Below are 19,176 nucleotides of genomic sequence, written 5' to 3'. Positions count from 1 at the left end.
CTCAAGCGTCCTCCTCGCCCGCCTGGGCGGCGGCGATGACGCTGCGCAATGCTCTCAGCGCCTCCGTCATTCCCCTGTTGGTCACGGCGGAGATGAGGAGCGGCGGCGTGCCGCAGGCCTTGCCGAGCGCCTTGGCCTTCGCCTTCAATTCCTCCTCGTCGAGCACGTCGATCTGCGACAGCGCCACGATCTGCGGCTTCTCCCCGAGCCCCCCGCCATAGGCCTCGAGCTCGTGCTTCACGGTTCTGTAGGCCCTGGCGACATCCTCTTCCTGCGCGGAGACGAGATGCAGCAGCACGCGGGTGCGCTCGACATGGCCGAGAAAGCGGTCGCCGATGCCCACGCCCTCATGCGCCCCTTCGATCAGCCCCGGAATGTCGGCGATGATGAATTCCTTTTCGTCGACGGTCGCAACGCCGAGATTGGGGTGCAGCGTCGTGAAAGGATAATTGGCGATCTTCGGCCGGGCCCGGGTGCAGGCGGCGAGAAAGGTGGACTTGCCGGCATTCGGCAGGCCGACGAGACCGGCATCGGCAATCAGCTTCAGCCGCAGCCAGATCGTCTTCTCCTCGCCCTCGAGGCCCGGATTGGCCCAGTTCGGGGCCTGGTTGGTGGAGGACTTGAAATGCGCATTTCCGAAGCCGCCATTGCCTCCGGCGGCGAGCCGGTAGCGCTGCCCTTCCGCCACCATGTCGACGATCAGCGTCTCGTTGTCTTCTTCGAAGATCTGTGTGCCGACCGGCACCTTCAGGGTCACGTCGGCGCCCTTGGCGCCGGTGCGGTTGCGGCCCATGCCGTGCGTGCCGGTCTTGGCCTTGAAATGCTGCTGATAGCGGAAGTCGATGAGCGTGTTGAGGCCGTTGACGGCCTCCACCCAGACATCGCCGCCGCGGCCGCCGTCGCCGCCATCAGGGCCGCCGAATTCGATGAACTTCTCGCGACGGAAGGAAACGGCGCCCGCGCCGCCATCCCCTGACCGGATATAGACTTTCGTTTCGTCGAGGAATTTCATCGGCTCGCCATTTCTGCGTGATCGCTTGAAGTTGAGGACGGAAGTCGGGGCAGCCCGCGCACGTTCCCGATCCCGCTCTGCTTTTGCGCCATCGATATAGGCGCTTCCGGCAGAGGTCAAAGATTATCGACATAAAGAACCCCGCCAGGAGCGGTACCGGCGGGGTCCCGTGTCCGTTCAGTCCGGCCGGCGCAGGTCCTCGGCCGCAAGTCGGGTTTCGATATGCGCGACCATTGCATTGCGGGCGAGCGCATAGATCTGGCTGCAGCCGGTGATCCGGAAGCCAAGCTTCTCCTGCACCTTGAGCGAGGCCGGATTGTCGGCGAAGACGCCCGAATGCAGGATCGTTTCCGGCATGCGGCGGAAGAAGCGCTCGATCGCTGCATGCACCGCCTCGCTCGCCAGCCCCTTGCCCCAGTAGAACCGGTTCAGCCAGTAGCCGACATGCCATTGGCCATGCCGGAGCTCGATGCCGATGCAGCCGATATGGACGTCGTCACCCAGGGTGGTGATGGCGAGCGTCCAGTCCGGCAGCATATTGGCCGTCTGGCGGTTGAGCCAGTCGAGCGCATCCTGGTGGTGGTAAGGCGCCGGCACGCGCGAAAGCATCCGCGCCACCTGGAAATCGCCGAGCGACTCGGCGATGGCCGCGGCATCGGAGAGCCGGTGCGGCCGCAGCCGCAGCCGTTCCGTTTCGATGACCGGCGCCGGGCCGGGGCCGGGGCGGGCGACGGCCCGGGCGCGCTCTGTGACCAGGGCGTTCATCGGACACCTCCCCAGCTTCTTAAGGAGACCCAGGTCTTGCGGTCGAGCCTGTACCATTCGACCGGGACCATGCCGCCGAGCGCCAGGCTGCCGACCATGCCGGAACCCTGGAACTGGAAGCCGCACTTCTGGATGACCCGGCGCGACGCGATGTTCATGACCCGGCAGCGCGCGTCGATCTGATCGATGTCGCGGGTGCGGAAGGCCATGTCGGTCAGGGTCTGTGCCGCCTCGGTCGCATAGCCTTGGTTCCAGTAGGGCTCGCCCAGCCAATAGCCGAGCTCGACGGTCCTTTCGTCGGCGTGCGGCTCGACACCGCAGCAACCGAGGAATGCGCCATTGTCCGCTTTCGTGATCGCGTAGACGCACTTGCCAATCGTGCCGGCTTTTGCGCGTCGCACGAAATCGGCCGCATCCGCCGTCGTATAGGGATGCGGCATGTGCGAGACCATGTTGGCGATGTTGGCATTGTTGGCAAGATGGGCAAGGGCGTCGATATCGTCTTCATGGGGCGCGCGCAAAACGAGCCGCGGCGATAACAATATCGGGCAATCGGTCCTTGACCGCTGAGGCCTCAGCCTTTGTTCGGGAGACCGGGATTGGTCTTCCCTGACGAGCTCGGTTTGCATGGTTCTTCCTCCAGACATGCGAAAAGGGGAGTTGGGTATCGCCCCATCTCCCCTTTGAAGTCTGGCTTTTGAACCTTGCGGTGCGTCGGCCGGGTCGATGAGACGCCGGCTGTTTTAGAGCGCTACCGGCTTATTCCGCTGCTTCGGCTTTCGGCATTACAGACACGTAGACTCGGCCGTTGGCCTTCTTGCGGAAGTCCACGTTGCCCGTCGTAAGCGCAAAAATCGTATGGTCCTTGCCGAGGCCGACATTGGCGCCGGCATGCCACTTCGTGCCGCGCTGACGCACGATGATGTTGCCTGGAATGACGGCTTCGCCGCCGTACTTCTTCACGCCAAGGCGCTTGGACTCGGAATCGCGACCGTTACGCGACGAACCGCCAGCTTTCTTGTGTGCCATTGGTGTTCTCCTTTAAACCTTCGATCCCGGAACTCAGTTTGCAGCTTCAGCGGCGGCTTCGGTCTTCTTCGAAGCCTTCTTCGCCTTGCCGCCGGCGGCAGCGATGTCCAGGATACGGACGATCGTCTGATGCTGGCGATGGCCGCGCGAGCGCTTGGAGTTCTGGCGGCGGCGCTTCTTGAAGGCGATGACCTTCTTGGCGCGGGCCTGATCCACGACTTCGGCGCTGACGACGGCACCTTCGACAAACGGAGCACCGATGGTGGCATCGGCGCCGACGCCGACCATCAGGATCTCGGTGAATTCGATCTTGTCGCCAGCAACGCCTTCCAGCTTTTCGATGGTAATGACGTCGTTGGCCGCCACGCGGTACTGCTTACCGCCGGTCTTGATGACTGCGAACATATTTTGTCCTTTCATGTTCGGTCCGGCTCTTTGCCCGAAGACAAGGCCGTCTTTTTGTCAGTCGCTACGTGGAGCGAAGCGCCTCGGAAACCCTCGACCTTCGCCAGTGAACGGGCACAAACACTTACCCGGCGCGGCACGGGCTAAGCCCACACCACCTCATGGCGCGGATTACGGGAACGGCCCTTGCTTGTCAAGGCGAAAGCCACCATATCGCAGATATTCTTATGGAAGCCCTTGCCAGCGGCAGAAACTGCCGCTATGAACCGGCCGCGCTTGAGAAGCGCCAACCGGCCCCGCGGAGAGGTGGCAGAGTGGTTGAATGCACCGCACTCGAAATGCGGCATGGGTGCAAGCCCATCGGGGGTTCGAATCCCCCCCTCTCCGCCATACTTCTAACCTGCCTAAAAAAATCCTTAGCACCTTGAACGGTAAAGTCGGGACAGGGGGTGCGCTCATGAACACCTGGCCCGACACGGACGGCAGGATCATCGCCCGCTATCTCGACGGCTGAGGCTGCGGAACCCCACCAGCCCGATCTATTACCGTCAAATTCTTCGCAGCTTCCAGGAGGTCGTGGCTCGAAGGCAGTGCTCACCGTCAGAGATGAGCCGAGATGTGCTCGAAGTCTGGCTCCGCGAGCGCGCCGCGCGAACTGGTTCCGAGCTTAACCCTCGACGCTTTCGCTGGCGAAGTTCTCGGGGTTATGTTGGCAAAACACTCAAAGGCAGGCCGGTCGCAATTTCAAAATCATTCCGGCGCGATCCAGACTAGGAGGGTCCCCAGCCCAATCCTCACGTCCGTGTCGCACACGGACAATGAGAACATCGCCGTCTTCTTCGATCCGGTAGACGACGAGACGGGCCCTGAAAGGATGGATGCGCATTGGTGGCGATATTTCAAAGCGCTCCCGAAGAGAAAGGCGACAACCCATTATCCGTTGCCGCGCGGCGCCTTTGCACGTTCCAGGGCCGCCTCAAAAAGCTCGTCTTTCGAGCGCGAGCCGACGCCGCTTTTCAGGCCTTCATCGACAAAGCGTTGCATGGCGGCGATCTTGTCGTTTCGTTCCTGATCCTTGCGGATGAGGTCACGCACATAATCGCTCGCGTTGGCATACCGGCCTGTTCTGGTTTGCGCTTCAACCCACTCTTTCATAGGATCGGGCAAGGATACATTCATAGTTGCCATATCGGCCTCCATCGCACCTCAGTATGGCATGGATTGGCAAAGATTGGCAAATGGAGGCGCATTCGTGAGTGCAACGGGAGGGGAAAACGACTGCAACCCAAAGGGCGGCCAAACGTGTGGTTGTCTTGCTCTCGCTTGTCACACTCCCGGCACGCTCGAGCTTATGAGGCGGGATGAGCTTGCACATCGGTTTTACTTCCATTGTCGGCTTCGACTCGGCCTGGACCGATAATCCGAAAGCTCCCGGAGCGATCTGTGTCATTCGTCTGGATTGCGACGGCGCTCATTTGCATCTTGCGCCCCGGCTCGCCTCGTTTGCGGAGGCACTGGATGTCATCGAGGGCGAGCGCAAGGATGCCCAGAAGTGCCTTGTGGCCCTGGATCAGCCAACAATAGTCCCGAACCTCACCGGCTCGCGTCCCGTCGACAAGGTGGCCGGATCGTTGATCTCCTGGATTGGCGGCGGCGTTCAGCCTGCCAGCCGGTCGAAGAAGGGTATGTTCGATGACGCCGCACCGATCTGGCGCTTCAAGCAGGCGTTGGGTGCGACGGAAGAGCCGGAGCTCGCACGAGCAGCATCCAGCGGTCTCTTCCTGATTGAAGTTTTTCCCGCGCTGGCACTGGCTGCTATCGAGGGAGCCTTCTGTTCGAGGCTTGCAGCCCCGAAGTACAATCCTGCCAACCGGAAGCGATTCAAGATCAGCGACTGGCGGGCAGTCGCTGAAGCGGTCAGGCGTTTCGGCATGCTGAACTCGCTGCGGCACCTGGACGAATGGTGCTCGGTAGCGGCCAACTTCGAGGCGCCGAGGAAGGCGGACCAGGACAAGGTCGACGCATTGATCTGCGGCCTGATCGGGCTGCATTGGCTTGCCGCTCCGCGTGACCAATCGGTGATGATCGGTGACCTGGAGAGTGGCTATATGATAGCGCCGGCGACGCGCGGCGTGCATGAGAGGTTGCGCGCGGCGGCGCGACAGCGGGATGTGGCGATTGCGTGAGAAGAGCCCACCGACACGGGCCCGTCACTTCCATCGCTGGAAAATCGATCCTCAAGCCAGAGAGGCGGATCTCAACCCGGTCATATCAGGATTGTCCTGTCTGCGAGGACACAGGTCGAAGCGCCCTCATGCCTGCCTTGTGTAAGCCCTCCGCATCACTCCCCCGCATTCCTCCTGAGCCACGCCTCCAGCCCCGCGATCACCGACAGCCTCAGACTTGCGTTGCGCGTCAGTGCGCGGGCAAGCGGGCGGCCGTCGCGAGGAAAGCCCATTTCGGCCATGACGTCGTCGGGCTTCAGGCGGCGCCGGGCCATGATCGTTCTGATCCCGGCGATTGCTGAGGGAAGTAGGTAGCGGCCGCTGGCGATCGGGGTTTCGGCGGGATCGGCACTGGGCGAGGCGGCGGCGGGCGCGGACAGCGCGCCTTCGGAGGCGAGCCAGGCGAGGAAGCTTTCGCGCTCGGCATCGCTTGCCTTCGCCCAGGAGTTCTTGAGCTTTTCCAGCCGGGTGCGCTCCGGCCTCAGACCGGCGAGGACGAGCGCCTGGCGCAGCGACGGGATCTTGCCGGCGGCAAGGGCGGCGTGGATTTCCGGAAATTCGACCTTGAGGCGGTGCAGGTAGGGGGCGTCGTCGCCTTTGGTTTTCTTCGCCATCTTGCCTCCGCTTGTGACTGTCCGCGCCGGGTCTAGCGCGCGAGGAGAGCCAGGGCGAGCGAAATATCCCCGTGCGCCGATCCTTCACAGGCAAGTCGGTCTCGCTCCAGTTCTGCACAAGTCAGCCTTCCTAACGTCGTCCGATGGCCGTAATGAATGCGGCGAAGGAAGGACGATTCGATGTCTGACGATGTTGAGCGCTACGGCGATCCGCAGGATGCGACCGTGGCGCTGTACCTCATGAACAATGACGGCGGCGAACTGACGGACGTGCTGGTCGCTGCGCTCGAAGACGCGTTTCGGATTCTCAAAGAGGAATGGGCGAGCCCGACGATGCACTGAGGCAGTCGTCAGCCCGAGCGCAGCAGCTTTTCCACCGAGGCCGCAGCGCCGAGCAGCATCGCGTCCGCGCCGTGCCGGGCCATCAGCATCAGCCCTGCCGGCAGCCTCGTGTCTGCCATCGGCAGGGTTATTGCGGTCAGGTCGAACTGGTTGGCGACCTGCATATTGCGCAGCAGCAGGTCCTCCACGCGGCGGTATTCGGCCCTGTCCTCTTCGATCGAGGCGATGCTGACGGCGGGGATGGGTGTGGCCGGCAGCAGGATGAAATCGAAGGGTGCCAGCCGCTCGTCCATGACGCGCATGAGCTCCTGCCGCGTCCGTAGCAGGTCCCGGATCGCCGCGTCGGGAACGGCGAGGCGGCGGCGCAGCGTCGACTTCACGCGGATGTCGACCGGCGCATTTTCGTCCGGGAGCCAGTCCGCGTGCACACGGCTTGCCTCGAGGCCGGCAAGCGAGCCTATCGCGGTTGCCTCGGCGAAGCGGGCAAGCAGATCGTCGATCCCGCATTCGGCGAGTTTCGCACCTGCGCGCGAAAGCGCCTGCAGGCTTCTTTCGAAAGCCGCCGCTATCTCCGGCGTAAGCCCTTCAAGAAGGATGCCTTCGGGGATGGCGAGCTTCAGGCCGGCAAGCGGGATGGGCTCGAGCGGTCGCGGCGTCTCGCCGGCCATGACCGCGTCGGCTGCCGCGCAGTCGGCGACCGTGCGCGCAAGCGGGCCGATCGAATCGAGGCTCGGCGACAACGGGAAGGCGCCCTCCAGCGGTATGCGGCGGGCGGTGGGCTTGAAGCCGACGAGGCCCTGCAGGGCTGCCGGAATGCGCACCGAGCCGCCGCTGTCGGAGCCGATGGCGATCTCGCTCGAGCCTTCGGCCGCCGACACGCCGGCACCCGAAGAGGAGCCGCCGGGAATGAGGCTCGGGTCGATAGCGTTGCCGGGCACCGGATAATGCGGATTGAGGCCTACGGCGGTGAAGGCGAATTCCGTCATATGCGTCTTGCCGATGATGACGGCGCCGGCCGCACGCAGACGCCGGACGATCGCCGCGTCTGCCGTTGCCGGAGGTGCCGCGCGGCGGATGACGGAGCCCGCAAGCGTCGGCTCGCCTGCGATGTCGAAGAGGTCCTTGATGGAGACGATCCGCCCGTCGAGAGCGCCGCGGCCCTTGCCCTCGCGCCGCCTCCGGTCGGCAGCGTCCGCTTCCGCGCGGGCCGTCTCGGGATAGAGTCTCACGAAGGCGCGCTCTTCATGCTGGCGGAGGTCGAGGCGGGCGAGAATGGCTTCGAGGCGGTCGCGGGAGGGCGTGTCTGGCCGGGGCAAGGAAGAAACCTCGTGAATTGCGGCAATCGCTGCCTGCCTGCGGAAAGCGAATGCAAGCTTCTTGAGCATGCGCGCGCTTTCGGGGCCGAAACCTTTGGAAGCGCTTCAATATTTAAAGGATCGCGCGATTGATATACAATAGCGGCGTTAGCGACTCTGGATGCAATCGGAAAGACGCCGATGCGAATTCTACGATCGTCCGCAATCCTCGACTCCTCCGCGATCCACGAGGTCAGATACGATGCGCCCCGCCGGACGTTGAGCGTCTGGTTCCTCGGCAATCGCAGGCCCTATCATTACCTCGACGTCCCGGAAGAGATTTACGAGGAACTGTTGCATGCGGATTCCGCCGGCAACTATTTCAATCAGCACATACGCCATCACTACGGTTTCCAGCATTAGGTCGGCTCGCCCCTCGTCCGCCTGCGGGCGCCTTTTCTCGCCGAGAGCGGGGCGAAGGTGTCTGGCGGCATCCCGTTTCACAGAACTGTCGCCAAACCGTCCGAATAGTTTCATCCGCCTGTAAAGCCGCTGACATCTGGCTCGCCAATGGTCCGCTCGCGAAAACCGACGATTCGCGAAACGGAACCGGAGGCACGGATTGGCCGCTCCCAGAAACACCCTCACCAGGCGTTCTTTCCTATTCTGCGCCGGCGCCGCCGGTCTTGTCGCTTCTTCCGGTCTCGCCACGCCGTTCTATGCGCGCGGCTACGGCCGGCCGGAATTCGCCCATGGGGTGCAGTCCGGCGACGTCGATACGAGCTCGGGGATGATCTGGACGCGGGTCGATCGGCCGGCGCGCGTCTCGGTCGAATACTCGACCACCGAGAGCTTTTCGAATGCCGTCAGGCTTGCCGATATCGATGCGACGCCGCTGACCGACTGCGCCGTCAAGTGCCGGCTCGACAAGCTGCTGCCGGACCAGGACATCTTCTATCGCTTCATCGCGACCGATCTCCACGATGCCAATCGCGTCTCCGAACCGGTCGTCGGGCGCTTCCGGACGGCACCCTTGCGCCGCCGCTCCGTGCGCTTCGTCTGGTCCGGCGACACGGCGGGGCAGGGCTGGGGCATCGACGAGGTCGGCATGAAGACCTATTCGACCATGCGGCTGCACGAACCGGATTTCTTCATCCATTCCGGCGACACGATCTATGCCGACAATCCTATCCCCGACGAGATCAAGCTGCGCGACGGCGGCATGTGGAAGAACCGGATCGTCACGCCCGAGAAGCGCGACGTCGCGCGCACCCTCGAGGAATATCGTGGCCAGTGGAAATACAACCTGCTTGATGAGCACGTGCGGGGGCTCCATGCCGAATGTCCAACCTTCTACCAGTGGGACGACCACGAGGTCCTGAACAACTGGTCGGCCTCGACCGATCTCAGCGACGACCCGCGCTATCCCGAAAAGGATGTGGCCGTCTATGCCGCCCGCGCGGCCCGCGCGTTCCACGAGATGACGGCGATCCGCACATGGCCGACCGAGCCGGGTCGCATCTTCCGCAAGATCGCCTACGGGCCGCTGCTCGACGTCTTCTTCGTCGATCTGCGCTCCTATCGCGGTCCCAACCAGGGCGAGGGGGATCCGGGCCTCTTCGGCTGGCGGCAGGCGGACTGGCTGAAGCGCGAGCTTGCGGCGTCCAGCGCCACCTGGAAGGTGATCGCCTGCGACATGCCGGTCGGCCTCGTCGTCTGGGACGACTACTCGGCAAGGCGCGGATCGGATGCCATCGCCGATGGCGACAATGGCGCGCCGAAGGGGCGCGAAACGGAATTTGCGGATCTCCTGCGCTTCATCCGCGACAATGCGATCGACAACATCGTGTGGCTGACGGCGGACGTGCATTACACGGCGGCACACCACTACGATCCCTCGCGCGCCGCCTTCAAGGACTTCTCGCCCTTCTGGGAGTTCGTCTCCGGGCCGCTTCATTCCGGCACCTACGGACCGAAGGAGCTCGACATGACCTTCGGCCCGGAGGTCCGCTTCATCAAGGCGTCGGGCGGAGGAATCGAGAGCAACCTGCCGCCCTCGGCGGGCCTGCAATTCTTCGGTATCGTCGATATCAGCGGCCAGACGAGGCAGATGACCGTGCGGCTGATGGACCGGCAGGACCAGGAACTCTGGCGGGTAACCCTCGATCCGGCGGCTTCCGCTTGAGCCGGCGGCGTCTCACGCAGGTCAGCCCTGCGCTCCGGCCCCCTTTCGCTTCCGGGAAAAAACCTGTATGAGCGCGGCAACTGAAAAGCGGTACCTGCCTCGTCGCGCGTGCCCACGAACTTTCCGAGACAAAAAATGAGCATTCGTAACATCGCGATCATCGCGCACGTCGACCATGGGAAAACCACGCTCGTCGACGAACTCCTGAAGCAGTCGGGCTCCTTCCGCGAGAACCAGCGGGTCGCCGAACGCATGATGGATTCCAACGAACTGGAAAAGGAGCGCGGCATCACCATCCTCGCCAAGGCGACCTCGGTCGAGTGGAAGGGTACGCGCATCAATATCGTCGACACCCCCGGCCACGCCGACTTCGGCGGTGAAGTCGAGCGCATATTGTCGATGGTGGACGGCGCCATCGTTCTGGTCGACGCCGCCGAAGGTCCGATGCCGCAGACGAAGTTCGTCGTCGGCAAGGCGCTCAAGGTCGGTCTTCGGCCGATCGTGGCGATCAACAAGATCGACCGTCCCGACGCCCGGCACGAAGAAGTCATCAACGAGGTATTCGATCTCTTCGCGGCGCTCGATGCGACCGACGAGCAGCTCGACTTCCCGATTCTCTACGGTTCCGGCCGCAACGGCTGGATGAACGTAAGCCCGGAAGGCCCGCAGGATGAGGGGCTGGCACCGCTTCTCGATCTCGTTCTCGATCACGTTCCGGAGCCGAGCGTCGGCGAAGGTCCGTTCCGGATGATCGGCACCATTCTCGAGGCCAATCCTTTCCTCGGCCGCATCATCACCGGGCGCATTCATTCCGGTTCGATCAAGCCGAACCAGGCGGTCAAGGTCCTCGGGCAGGACGGCAAGGTACTCGAGTCCGGACGCATCTCCAAGATTCTTGCCTTCCGCGGCATCGAGCGTCAGCCGATCGAGGAAGCCCATGCAGGCGACATCGTGGCGATCGCCGGCCTCTCCAAGGGTACCGTTGCCGATACGTTCTGTGATCCGGCCATAAACGAGCCGCTGAAGGCGCAGCCGATCGATCCGCCGACCGTCACAATGTCCTTCCTCGTCAACGATTCTCCGCTCGCCGGCACCGAAGGCGACAAGGTCACTTCGCGCGTCATCCGCGACCGCCTGTTCAAGGAAGCCGAGGGCAACGTCGCGTTGAAGATCGAGGAATCGTCCGAGAAGGATTCGTTTTTCGTGTCGGGCCGCGGCGAATTGCAGCTCGCGGTTCTGATCGAAACGATGCGCCGCGAAGGCTTCGAACTCGCCGTCTCGCGTCCGCGCGTGGTCATGCACAGGGATGAGAATGGACAGCTCCTGGAGCCGATCGAGGAGGTCGTCATCGACGTCGACGAAGAGCATTCGGGCGTCGTCGTTCAGAAGATGTCCGAGCGCAAGGCCGAAATGGCCGAGCTTCGTCCGTCCGGCGGCAACCGCGTCCGGCTCGTGTTCTTCGCGCCGACCCGCGGTCTCATCGGCTATCAGTCGGAGCTTCTGACCGACACGCGCGGCACGGCGATCATGAACCGCCTGTTCCACGACTATCAGCCGTATAAGGGCGAGATCGGCGGCCGCGTAAACGGTGTTCTGCTCTCGAACGACGCCGGCGAGTCCGTGGCTTACGCGATGTTCAACCTGGAAGACCGCGGCCCGATGATCATCGATGCCGGCGAAAAGGTCTATGCCGGCATGATCATCGGCATTCATACGCGCGACAACGATCTGGAAGTGAACGTCCTGAAGGGCAAGAAGCTGACCAACATGCGCGCATCCGGCAAGGACGAGGCGGTAAAGCTGACACCGCCGATCCGCATGACGCTCGACCGGGCGTTGTCATGGATCCAGGACGACGAACTGGTCGAGGTTACGCCGAAGTCGATCCGGCTTCGCAAGGTGCATCTCGATCCCAACGAGCGCAAGCGCTTCGAGAAGTCGCGGACAGCCGGCGCGGCTTAAGGGGCCGAAAGCGAGGCCCTCGTCCCGCTGCCGCGGTCTTCTCCGCGCATGCGGGGAGAAGGGGGATGCCGCACCGCCTCGCTCCCCTCTCCCGCGAGCGGAGAGAGGGCCAGGGGTGAGGGGACCGATCTCGGCAAACGGGAACCTCGATCCGAGAACGAACAGAAACCAGAACCCCGGAGCGATCCGGGGTTTTTGCTGTGTGTGCCTTTCGCGGGCGGCTTGCGGATAAAGTTAAAAAGGCGTTAACCTTGGGGCGGGTGCCGTTAAAGTTGCCTGTGGGTTAACGCCGCGCGGCAGCCGGGCGGGATTCCTGTCCGCCGCGTCGTGTGTTTAGAGTCGCAAGTCATGAAGACTGTTTCGATCGAGGTTCGGCCTGGGGAGCCGCATGAGGCGGCGGCGATTGCCGACGTGCATCGCGTTTCCTGGCTGCAGGCCTATGGCGGCATCATTCCGCACCGCCCCCTTGTCCGAATGGTCAATCGTCGCGACGAGACCTGGTGGCGCAAGGCCACGCGCGGACCGGCGACCCTTCTCGTCGTCGATGTCGCTGGAACGATTGCCGGCTATGCGACACTGGGCCTGAGCCGCGCGCGCGCGCTGCCCCAGGAAGGCGAGATCTACGAGATTTATCTCCGGCCCGAATATCAGGGCATCGGCCTCGGGCGCGTCCTCTTCGGCGAAGCAAAGAGCCTCCTGAAGTCGCTCGGCTGCGAAGGGCTCGTCGTCTGGTGCTTGGAAGACAGCGCGAATGCCTATAATTTCTTCCATTCGGCTGGCGGCCGCGACATTGCCGAAGGCATGGAGGATTTCGGCGAGAAGCACCTGAAGAAGGTCGGCTTCGTCTGGAACTGACCGGAGCTGCAACGCGCCCATTGCGCGCCCCGGACAGTGTCAATCCGGCAGGAAATGCATGGGCTCGCCTGCCTTCTCGCCTCGTTTTCCGTGATAGGCCGCCTTGTCCGTGCCGCAGCGGAAGCTTGCGGCCCTTGCGTCGGCTATCTTTCGTGCAAGCGCGTTCGCATCGGCGTTGGCAAGCGCGTCGACATAGCCGATAACGCAGCCATCGCCGTCCTCCTTCTGCGCGACCTTCGAGATCACCAGAACCTCTCCCTGCAGCGCCTTGGTGCTCCTGTCGGTCTGCGGATCCGGGTTCTCGATGACCCAGCGCAAAATGGCGGCAACCGGCTTCTTGCCCGCGTCGAGGCGCCATTCGACGGTCGTCTCGGCGTGGTTGAAGGGTCCGAAACTCTCGAAGCCGTTCTCCAGATAGCTCTGCCTGACATGGCCGAAGAAGAAGCTCTGGCGGATATCGCTCTCGATGAAGTGGACGGGATAGTCGCCGAAGCCGGGGCAAAGCATCTGCGACGAGGCGCCTTCCCACTCGCGCAGGAGGCGGCACTGGTCGCGGCTGGCGTCGGTGTAGACGCTGTCATTGGCGAGTGCAGGCGCCGAGATCAGGGCGGCGGAAAGAAAATAGCGAAGTTTCGGACGCATTGTCCTCTCCTGCGAAGATTAATATCAGCCCCGCCCCTTTTTGGCCGCGCGGCGTGCCTACAGCAAATCCGCCCGCCCGGAACCAAAGTCATGTTGCATCGCGGCATGTTTCCCTTTATCCGACGGGACGACTTTTCAAACGACCCCTGGAGGTGCTCATGCGGATCGACGCGATTTCCATCGGAAAGAATCCACCGGAAGATGTCAATGTAATCGTGGAAGTCCCGGTCGGCGGGCATCCGATCAAGTACGAAATGGACAAGGAGGCCGGCACGCTGGTGGTCGACCGCTTTCTCTACACGCCGATGACCTATCCGGGCAATTACGGCTTCGTGCCGCACACGCTTTCCGACGACGGCGATCCGATCGACGTGCTGATCTGCAATACCCGTCCGCTGGTCCCTGGCTGCGTCATCAATGTCCGCCCGATCGGCGTGATGATGATGGAAGACAATTCCGGCCAGGACGAGAAGATCATCGCGGTCCCCTCCGCCCATCTGACCAAGCGCTACGACAAGGTGCACGATTACACCGACCTGCCGGAAATCACGCTCAAGCAGATCGAGCACTTCTTCGAGCATTACAAGGATCTGGAGCCCGGCAAGTGGGTGAAGATCTTCGGCTGGAAGAATGCAGGCACGGCCAAGCAGCTGATCCGCGAAGCGGTCGAACGCGCCAAGACGAAGAAATAACTGCTTCCCTGCTTCACTGAGACAGCGAAGATATGATTGCCCCCGGATCGGCTTCGATCCGGGGGATTTTTGCTGCGTATCGCCTGCAATGTTCAGTCGCGCTTCACTGTCTCATGGAAACAGCGAAGCGCTGAAACCCTCTGGCTGACGCACTTCCGGACGGAAAACCGCTAAACCGTTTTCCTGGAGGCCTCTAGCGCAGCAGCGCCGGAGCGATGGTGGTGTTCAGGAACAGCTGGATGAAATAGAGGATCACCAGCACGACGAGCGGCGAAAGGTCGACGCCGCCCATGTCGGGCAGCACGCGCCGAATCGGCCGGTAGAGCGGCTCGGTCAGCTGATAGAGCGAGCGGCCGATCATGTTGATCGCCTGATTGTTCACGTTGATCACGTTGAACGCATAGAGCCAGGAGAAGATGGCCGAGGCGATGATCAGAAACCACGCAATGTTGATGATGAAGTTCAAGGTGCCGATGACAGCAATCATGCCAGTCTCCAATTCGTTGTTGACAGACATGTAGACATTAGGAACTGAACGAGCAAGTACGCCGGCCCGCCTCGTGCGATCATGTTTAATGGCACGGGGAGCGTGTTCCTTTCCCTGCCGCGGCGCTCAGCGTCTCTTCGCGGTCGTCTTCGGCGGCTTGCGCACGCTTCTCGTGTCGCTCCTCCGGGGGGCCGGCTTTCCGCATTTGCGCAGGATCGGCACGCTGGATGCGCCGGAGGCGCAGCGGAGGGTCAGGAAGCTGGCAATTGCTGCACCATGCCGCTGTTGCGCCCTCTTGCACCCTCGCCCTCCATGAAGATCAGCTCCAGGAAATTCTCCATCCATGTCCGCAAGGGATGGTCGTGCAGCATCCGGCCCTCCAGATGCGCTTTGCCCAGCTGTGCGCCGGGGAGCGCGAAGCGGTGGGCGCCGTGCACCACCCAGCGATGCATCATCGCCCGCGTCAGCTCGCCGTGGAACTGGATGCCCCAGGCGTTCTCGCCGTAGCGGAAGGCCTGGTTGGGATAGGTGTCGCCGGTTGCCAGCAATTCGGCGCCCCTCGGCAGGTCGAAGCCTTCGCGGTGGAAATGATAGACCATCGCCGGCCAGTCCATCAACGCCTTGCCGGCCTCGGTGGCTCTCAGCGGGTACCAGCCGATTTCGGTTATGCCTTCGTGATGGGCTTCGACCTTGCCGCCGAGGTTTCGGGCCAGCATCTGCGCCCCGAGGCAGATGCCGAGATAGGGTTTGTTTTCCAGAAGCGGTACCGATAGCCAGTCGATTTCGCGTCGGACGAATTCCTCCTCGTCATTGGCGCTCATCGGTCCGCCGAAGATGATCGTGCCCGAATGCGCTTCCAGCGTGGACGGCAGCTCGTCGCCCAGCGCCGGACGGCGAATGTCGAGCGAGAACCCCTTCTTCTCGAGAATGTGGCCGACGCGGCCGGCGCTCGATCGCTCCTGATGAAGCACGATGAGGATGGGTCTTTTGGTGTCCCTCTTGGCGTCTGGGGCCTGTGGCGGCATCGTCAACCTTCCTGTTGCGCCTCGTTCTCCTCCACCATGTCGATCTTGGCCGCTGCTTCCTGGCGTTTCAAGACCCGGTCACGTCCCGAAACGCCGAGGAGGTCGGCAATCCGCCAGATCACGTGGTCCTCCATTTCGCTGCGCGCGCCGTCGGCGTAAACGATTTCCCACAGCATGCCGACGAGCTCGATGCGCTGCTCCTCCGACAGGTGCCGCTTTATATCGGACGTGAACTGGTAGAAGTCGATCGCCTCGCTTTCGGCGCTCTCGCCGGCCGCGATCAGTGCGTTGAGAGCGGCGTCGTCGAGCTTGTAGTGCTCTTTGATGAGCTTGCGCATTTTGCGTCGCTCCGAGCTGCGGACCGCGCCGTCCGCTTCCATGACCTGGAAGCAGAGGCCGATCACCGCGACTCGCGGGTCGCCCGTTTCAATCCGCATCGAGCCTGTCATTCCTTCCAGAAATGCGCGAAAACGTTCAAACATGCACTATCGCCTGCAACTATGAGATACCGGGGTTCAGAAGAGACGGAAGTTGGCGGTGTTCTGTTCCGCCGGCGCCGGTTCGCGCACGCCGGGGTCGTCCGGGGGGCGGCCGAAAAAGGGATCCGGTGCCTCTTCGGCGTCCTTTTTCCTGGCGGGCGAAGCGGGCGGTTCCTTCCGGTCGGGAATGCTGATCGCCTTTTCGTGCTCGGCCTGGCCGTGCTCCGCCGGCGGGGCGGTCTCGGCCACTTCCGCCCGCGCCGGTTCTTCGGCGGCGCGGGGCGCGGCCGAGACAGGCGGAAGGCTGCGAATTGCCTCATCGGGGTTCGGATGCCCGTCCTGCGTTGCGGCGGCAATCTGTGACGGCGGGGCCTTCCACTCGAAAGCGTCGAGGCGGCCGCTGACCGGCGAGACCGGCAGCCAGACCGGCGAGGTGACCCCGTCGGCGGTCCAGGCGGGATCGCGCGGGCTCTTCAGCGCCTGTGCCATCCAGTGACGGATGCGGCCCTGGTCGCCAGTGTCCGCTTCCTCGATATCCGCGAGCAACAGGAAAATGCTCTCGGTCGGCTCGAGCCGGGCGGCGGCCTCGGCTTTCGTCCGCGCAAGAGCAAGTTCGCGCGCATCGAGCGCCGCCTCGGCGACCGTGGCCAGCGCGACGGCATTGTTGCTGCGGAGTGATTCGAGCCTCTTCGCCCGCTTCAGACGGTCGAGGGCGGAATCGCCGCCGCGCGCCCGCACATAGAGACGGGCGATGTCCGGATGAGGATCCGATTTCCACATCTTTTCGAGGATCGAAGCGCCCTTGCGCAAATTGTCCTCCCGAAACAATGCCTTGGCGGCAACGAGCGCCGCCGGCACAAGGCTGTCGTCGAGCTTCAGCGCCGCCTGCGCGTCGTCACGCGCGGATTTCGGGTCTGCGTCCAGCCTTTCCATTGCCCGCGCGGTCAGAAGCACGGCCTTTTTCCGGTCCGCTTCCTTTCTTTCGAGAACGCGCGCGGCGCGGCTCTGATCGAGCAGACGGATAGCCTCGTCCCATTGCCGTGCCTGGCTGCGGTGGTCGAGCGTTGCCAGGGTCGCCCACGCCAAGTGCGGCGCCTTCTCGGAGGCGCGCTCGGCATATTGGCGCGCAGCCTCGTTGGCGCCGAGCCGCTTGGCCTCCAGATAGAGCCCTCGCAGGCCGAGTTCGCGCGTCTCGGGGTCGTCCGCCATCGCCTCGAATTTTCTGCGGGCGTCGTCGTATTTGCCCTCGATCAGCGCGGTCTGCGCTTCAAGCAGATGGATGAGCGGCTCCTGATCCGAGTTGATCAGGCCTCGCGTGCGGGCGGCCATCTTGCGGGCGAGATTGGCGTCGCCGGCGCCTGCCGCTATCAGGCCTGTCGACAGCGCCTGATAGCCGCGATCGCGCTTGCGGGCGCGAAAGTAACGCGTGACGGTATGCGGCGACAACCAGATCGTGCGGAGCAGCCAGACGACGATCAGAACGGCAGCGATGAGCGAGATCAGGATCGAGGCGGCGCGCATCAGGCTCATCTCGATCAGCTGACCTTGCCAGATCAGCGACAATTCCCCGGGGCGATCCGCGAGCCAGGCAAGGCCGAGAGCAAGGCAGAGGACGAGCAGGACGAAGAACAGTATCCGGATCATATAGTCTTCTTTCTCCCGCTAGCCTTGCGTACCGGTGCGCGTCATGGTCCCGGCGACGGCGGCATCGATGACTGTTTCGACGCCAAGCCGGCGGTCGAGCTTCTCCTTGAACCCCTGGCCGGCGGATCTCGCAGCCTCAGGGAGGCTGTCCCATTCGAGCGATGCGCCCTTGAGATCGCCGTTATCGAGCTTGTCTTCGATGCGGGCGATTACCGCTTCCGGCGTGTCGCCCTCTACACTGCCGACCGGCCGCACGCGAATGCCCGACATGGCGCTGGAGACGAGACGATCGAAAATGCCCTGGTTGGGATCGGGCTGATGCAGCGCGTCCAGCATCGCGTCCGCCGCCGGCCGGAAGCTGTCCTTGAGTTCAGTCCGCGTGGCGACGCCGGTCGCGGCGACATCGGCCAGTTCCTTGACCGCCGGGTCCTCGGGCGCAATGCTGCGCAAGGCGTCCAGTTCGGCGAGGAACGGCCCGCCGCGATCGATCGCCGTCTTCAGCGCGGTGACGGCTACGGCCTTCGCCATCTCGATATCATTCGCAGGCTCGTTCAGCTTCTGCTCCGCCTGGTCGATACGGCCGGAAAGTTCCGCCTTGGCGGCATCCGCCGCCTGGCGCGTTTCGGCAAGCTCGGTTTTCAGGGCGGCCATTTCGTTCGTCAGGTTGGCGACTTCGGCTTCGAGCGCCTTGACCTCAGGTGCGGCTGCGGCCGCGCCGGGCTCTCGGGCTGCCTGTTCCAGGGCAGCAAGACGGTTTTCCAGTGGGACGACGTCCACGGCTGCCGCCGGGGTCCGGGCCTGAAGCTCGGCCTTGATCGCTTCGATCTCGCCCGCAAGGTTCGGCTCGCCGCCCGTCCGCTCCGGCCCGGGTGCCGGAACGTAACCGGCATATTGCAGCACGCCGGCACCTGCCAGCGCTATGAGGCCGCCGAGGATGCCGGCCGCAAGCGCGCCTGCGCCCGTTCCTTGCCTCTTCTTCGGCTCGGCCATTTCGCCATTGCTCCCATGCGGAAGCTCCGCATCGAAGGCGGCCGCGGCCGCGTCGGCGCGCGCTTCCTCGGTCTCTTTCTCCTCTTGTCGCGGATCGTCCCCCGGCGATCGAGGTTCGCCGATGCCGGTCTCGTTGTTTTCGACTTCGCCGATCCTCACTTCGCCGGTTTCCGCCGCCTCGACTGCCGATACATCCGCCGGCTTGTCCGATCCAGCTTCCCCGTCGGCGGCGGCCGCGGACTCCGCAGTCTTCTCCGCATCGAGATCGATCGTCAGCGGTTCTTTCCCGGATTTCGGGCGGCGCGGCGGCTTTTCCGATGCCATGGTCACCTCTTACCGTTTCATTGCCTTTCAGGCCGTTTCCTTGCCATCGGGCTCTCCGGAGCGGATCTGCGGCAGGAGCTCCCGCAGCTTTCCTCACCTGTTTCTAACGCAAACCTAGTCAGCGAGGATGACGAGGGAAAGCCCCAGACTATGGTTTTTGACGGAAATGCCCCAGATGACCCGAGCAAGGTACGGAATGCAGGC

The 19,176-nt window shown here is 63.4% G+C and carries 21 protein-coding genes, 1 tRNA gene and 2 pseudogenes; 9 read left to right on the top strand and 15 right to left on the bottom strand.

Translation table 11 applies throughout. From position 1 onward, the window contains the following. Position 1: 1 nt before the first annotated feature. The 5 genes from obgE to rplU all read right to left on the bottom strand — a co-directional run bounded on the left by obgE (position 2) and on the right by rplU (position 3,211). Positions 2 to 1,012: a GTPase ObgE gene (gene obgE / locus SINAR_RS0125975; RefSeq protein ID WP_028001792.1), complete on the bottom strand. Its 1,011-nt coding sequence runs from the start codon at positions 1,010 to 1,012 to the stop codon at positions 2 to 4. Positions 1,013 to 1,189: 177 nt separating this feature from the next. Next, positions 1,190 to 1,777: a GNAT family N-acetyltransferase gene (locus SINAR_RS0125970; RefSeq protein WP_028001791.1), complete on the bottom strand. Its 588-nt coding sequence runs from the start codon at positions 1,775 to 1,777 to the stop codon at positions 1,190 to 1,192. Then, positions 1,774 to 2,406, bottom strand: a complete 633-nt coding sequence (locus tag SINAR_RS0125965) for a GNAT family N-acetyltransferase (RefSeq protein ID WP_028001790.1) — start codon at positions 2,404 to 2,406, stop codon at positions 1,774 to 1,776. The genes SINAR_RS0125970 and SINAR_RS0125965 overlap by 4 nt, the downstream gene beginning before the upstream one ends. A 130-nt stretch (positions 2,407 to 2,536) precedes the next feature. Then, on the bottom strand, positions 2,537 to 2,806 hold the full coding sequence (gene rpmA / locus SINAR_RS0125960; RefSeq protein WP_028001789.1) for a 50S ribosomal protein L27: 270 nt from the start codon (positions 2,804 to 2,806) through the stop codon (positions 2,537 to 2,539). A gap of 33 nt (positions 2,807 to 2,839) precedes the next feature. Beyond that, positions 2,840 to 3,211, bottom strand: coding sequence for a 50S ribosomal protein L21 (gene rplU / locus SINAR_RS0125955; RefSeq protein ID WP_028001788.1), 372 nt, complete (start codon positions 3,209 to 3,211; stop codon positions 2,840 to 2,842). A 300-nt stretch (positions 3,212 to 3,511) separates the two neighbouring features. Between rplU and SINAR_RS0125950 the strand changes: the two genes are divergently transcribed. Continuing rightward, positions 3,512 to 3,601, top strand: a tRNA-Ser gene (locus SINAR_RS0125950). A 331-nt stretch (positions 3,602 to 3,932) separates the two neighbouring features. On the opposite strand, the pseudogene SINAR_RS1000000135815 reads toward SINAR_RS0125950, so the two are convergent. Further along, positions 3,933 to 4,124: pseudogene (locus SINAR_RS1000000135815) on the bottom strand (type II toxin-antitoxin system RelE/ParE family toxin); the annotation flags it as partial. A gap of 20 nt (positions 4,125 to 4,144) precedes the next feature. After that, positions 4,145 to 4,399, bottom strand: a complete 255-nt coding sequence (locus tag SINAR_RS0125945) for a type II toxin-antitoxin system ParD family antitoxin (protein ID WP_028001787.1) — start codon at positions 4,397 to 4,399, stop codon at positions 4,145 to 4,147. 173 nt (positions 4,400 to 4,572) lie between these two features. Here SINAR_RS0125945 and SINAR_RS0125940 point away from each other — a divergent pair, with 173 nt between their 5' ends. Beyond that, entirely contained in the window at positions 4,573 to 5,397 is an 825-nt protein-coding gene (locus SINAR_RS0125940; protein ID WP_028001786.1) for a DUF429 domain-containing protein, read from the top strand. 155 nt (positions 5,398 to 5,552) lie between these two features. Here SINAR_RS0125940 and SINAR_RS0125935 read toward each other — a convergent pair whose 3' ends face one another. Further along, the gene (locus SINAR_RS0125935) at positions 5,553 to 6,050 is read right to left on the bottom strand and encodes a hypothetical protein (protein WP_028001785.1); all 498 of its coding nucleotides are present in this window, start codon (positions 6,048 to 6,050) and stop codon (positions 5,553 to 5,555) included. A 180-nt stretch (positions 6,051 to 6,230) separates the two neighbouring features. On the opposite strand from SINAR_RS0125935, the gene SINAR_RS1000000135810 reads away from it, so the two are divergent. Further along, complete coding sequence (locus tag SINAR_RS1000000135810) at positions 6,231 to 6,392, top strand: hypothetical protein (protein WP_084617659.1); 162 nt, start codon at positions 6,231 to 6,233, stop codon at positions 6,390 to 6,392. 8 nt (positions 6,393 to 6,400) lie between these two features. Here SINAR_RS1000000135810 and SINAR_RS0125925 read toward each other — a convergent pair whose 3' ends face one another. After that, the gene (locus SINAR_RS0125925) at positions 6,401 to 7,708 is read right to left on the bottom strand and encodes an amidase (RefSeq protein ID WP_028001784.1); all 1,308 of its coding nucleotides are present in this window, start codon (positions 7,706 to 7,708) and stop codon (positions 6,401 to 6,403) included. Positions 7,709 to 7,888: 180 nt separating this feature from the next. On the opposite strand from SINAR_RS0125925, the gene SINAR_RS0125920 reads away from it, so the two are divergent. The 4 genes from SINAR_RS0125920 (at position 7,889) to SINAR_RS0125905 (ending at position 12,689) form a co-directional block, all read left to right on the top strand. Beyond that, positions 7,889 to 8,110 carry a KTSC domain-containing protein gene (locus tag SINAR_RS0125920; protein WP_028001783.1) on the top strand — a complete coding sequence of 74 codons (222 nt, stop codon included), beginning with the start codon at positions 7,889 to 7,891 and terminating at the stop codon, positions 8,108 to 8,110. 199 nt (positions 8,111 to 8,309) lie between these two features. Then, positions 8,310 to 9,872: an alkaline phosphatase D family protein gene (locus SINAR_RS0125915; protein ID WP_028001782.1), complete on the top strand. Its 1,563-nt coding sequence runs from the start codon at positions 8,310 to 8,312 to the stop codon at positions 9,870 to 9,872. A 135-nt stretch (positions 9,873 to 10,007) separates the two neighbouring features. Continuing rightward, positions 10,008 to 11,834, top strand: a complete 1,827-nt coding sequence (typA, locus tag SINAR_RS0125910; protein ID WP_028001781.1) for a translational GTPase TypA — start codon at positions 10,008 to 10,010, stop codon at positions 11,832 to 11,834. A 348-nt stretch (positions 11,835 to 12,182) separates the two neighbouring features. Continuing rightward, on the top strand, positions 12,183 to 12,689 hold the full coding sequence (locus SINAR_RS0125905) for a GNAT family N-acetyltransferase (protein WP_028001780.1): 507 nt from the start codon (positions 12,183 to 12,185) through the stop codon (positions 12,687 to 12,689). Positions 12,690 to 12,728: 39 nt separating this feature from the next. Here SINAR_RS0125905 and SINAR_RS0125900 read toward each other — a convergent pair whose 3' ends face one another. Further along, the gene (locus SINAR_RS0125900; protein ID WP_028001779.1) at positions 12,729 to 13,331 is read right to left on the bottom strand and encodes a hypothetical protein; all 603 of its coding nucleotides are present in this window, start codon (positions 13,329 to 13,331) and stop codon (positions 12,729 to 12,731) included. Between the two features lie 158 nt (positions 13,332 to 13,489). Between SINAR_RS0125900 and ppa the strand changes: the two genes are divergently transcribed. Continuing rightward, the gene (ppa, locus tag SINAR_RS0125895) at positions 13,490 to 14,023 is read left to right on the top strand and encodes an inorganic diphosphatase (RefSeq protein ID WP_028001778.1); all 534 of its coding nucleotides are present in this window, start codon (positions 13,490 to 13,492) and stop codon (positions 14,021 to 14,023) included. 193 nt (positions 14,024 to 14,216) lie between these two features. Here ppa and SINAR_RS0125890 read toward each other — a convergent pair whose 3' ends face one another. After that, positions 14,217 to 14,510, bottom strand: coding sequence for a YggT family protein (locus SINAR_RS0125890; RefSeq protein WP_028001777.1), 294 nt, complete (start codon positions 14,508 to 14,510; stop codon positions 14,217 to 14,219). 121 nt (positions 14,511 to 14,631) lie between these two features. Here SINAR_RS0125890 and SINAR_RS1000000138515 point away from each other — a divergent pair. Next, positions 14,632 to 14,760 (top strand): annotated as a pseudogene (locus SINAR_RS1000000138515) (MFS transporter); the annotation flags it as partial. Position 14,761: 1 nt separating this feature from the next. Here the strand turns inward: SINAR_RS1000000138515 and SINAR_RS0125885 are convergent. From SINAR_RS0125885 to SINAR_RS0125870, 4 genes are read right to left on the bottom strand one after another with little or no spacing between them, the layout of a single operon-like run. Then, positions 14,762 to 15,535 carry a glutamine amidotransferase gene (locus SINAR_RS0125885; protein WP_028001776.1) on the bottom strand — a complete coding sequence of 258 codons (774 nt, stop codon included), beginning with the start codon at positions 15,533 to 15,535 and terminating at the stop codon, positions 14,762 to 14,764. A 2-nt stretch (positions 15,536 to 15,537) separates the two neighbouring features. Beyond that, complete coding sequence (locus SINAR_RS0125880) at positions 15,538 to 16,017, bottom strand: tellurite resistance TerB family protein (RefSeq protein ID WP_028001775.1); 480 nt, start codon at positions 16,015 to 16,017, stop codon at positions 15,538 to 15,540. 33 nt (positions 16,018 to 16,050) lie between these two features. After that, positions 16,051 to 17,658, bottom strand: a complete 1,608-nt coding sequence (locus SINAR_RS0125875) for a heme biosynthesis protein HemY (protein WP_028001774.1) — start codon at positions 17,656 to 17,658, stop codon at positions 16,051 to 16,053. Between the two features lie 18 nt (positions 17,659 to 17,676). Then, complete coding sequence (locus SINAR_RS0125870; RefSeq protein WP_028001773.1) at positions 17,677 to 18,972, bottom strand: COG4223 family protein; 1,296 nt, start codon at positions 18,970 to 18,972, stop codon at positions 17,677 to 17,679. Positions 18,973 to 19,176: the final 204 nt, after the last annotated feature.

The sequence above is a fragment of the Sinorhizobium arboris LMG 14919 genome, assembly GCF_000427465.1.
Classification (GTDB): domain Bacteria; phylum Pseudomonadota; class Alphaproteobacteria; order Rhizobiales; family Rhizobiaceae; genus Sinorhizobium; species Sinorhizobium arboris.
This window is presented reverse-complemented; position numbering and strand designations above follow the sequence as displayed.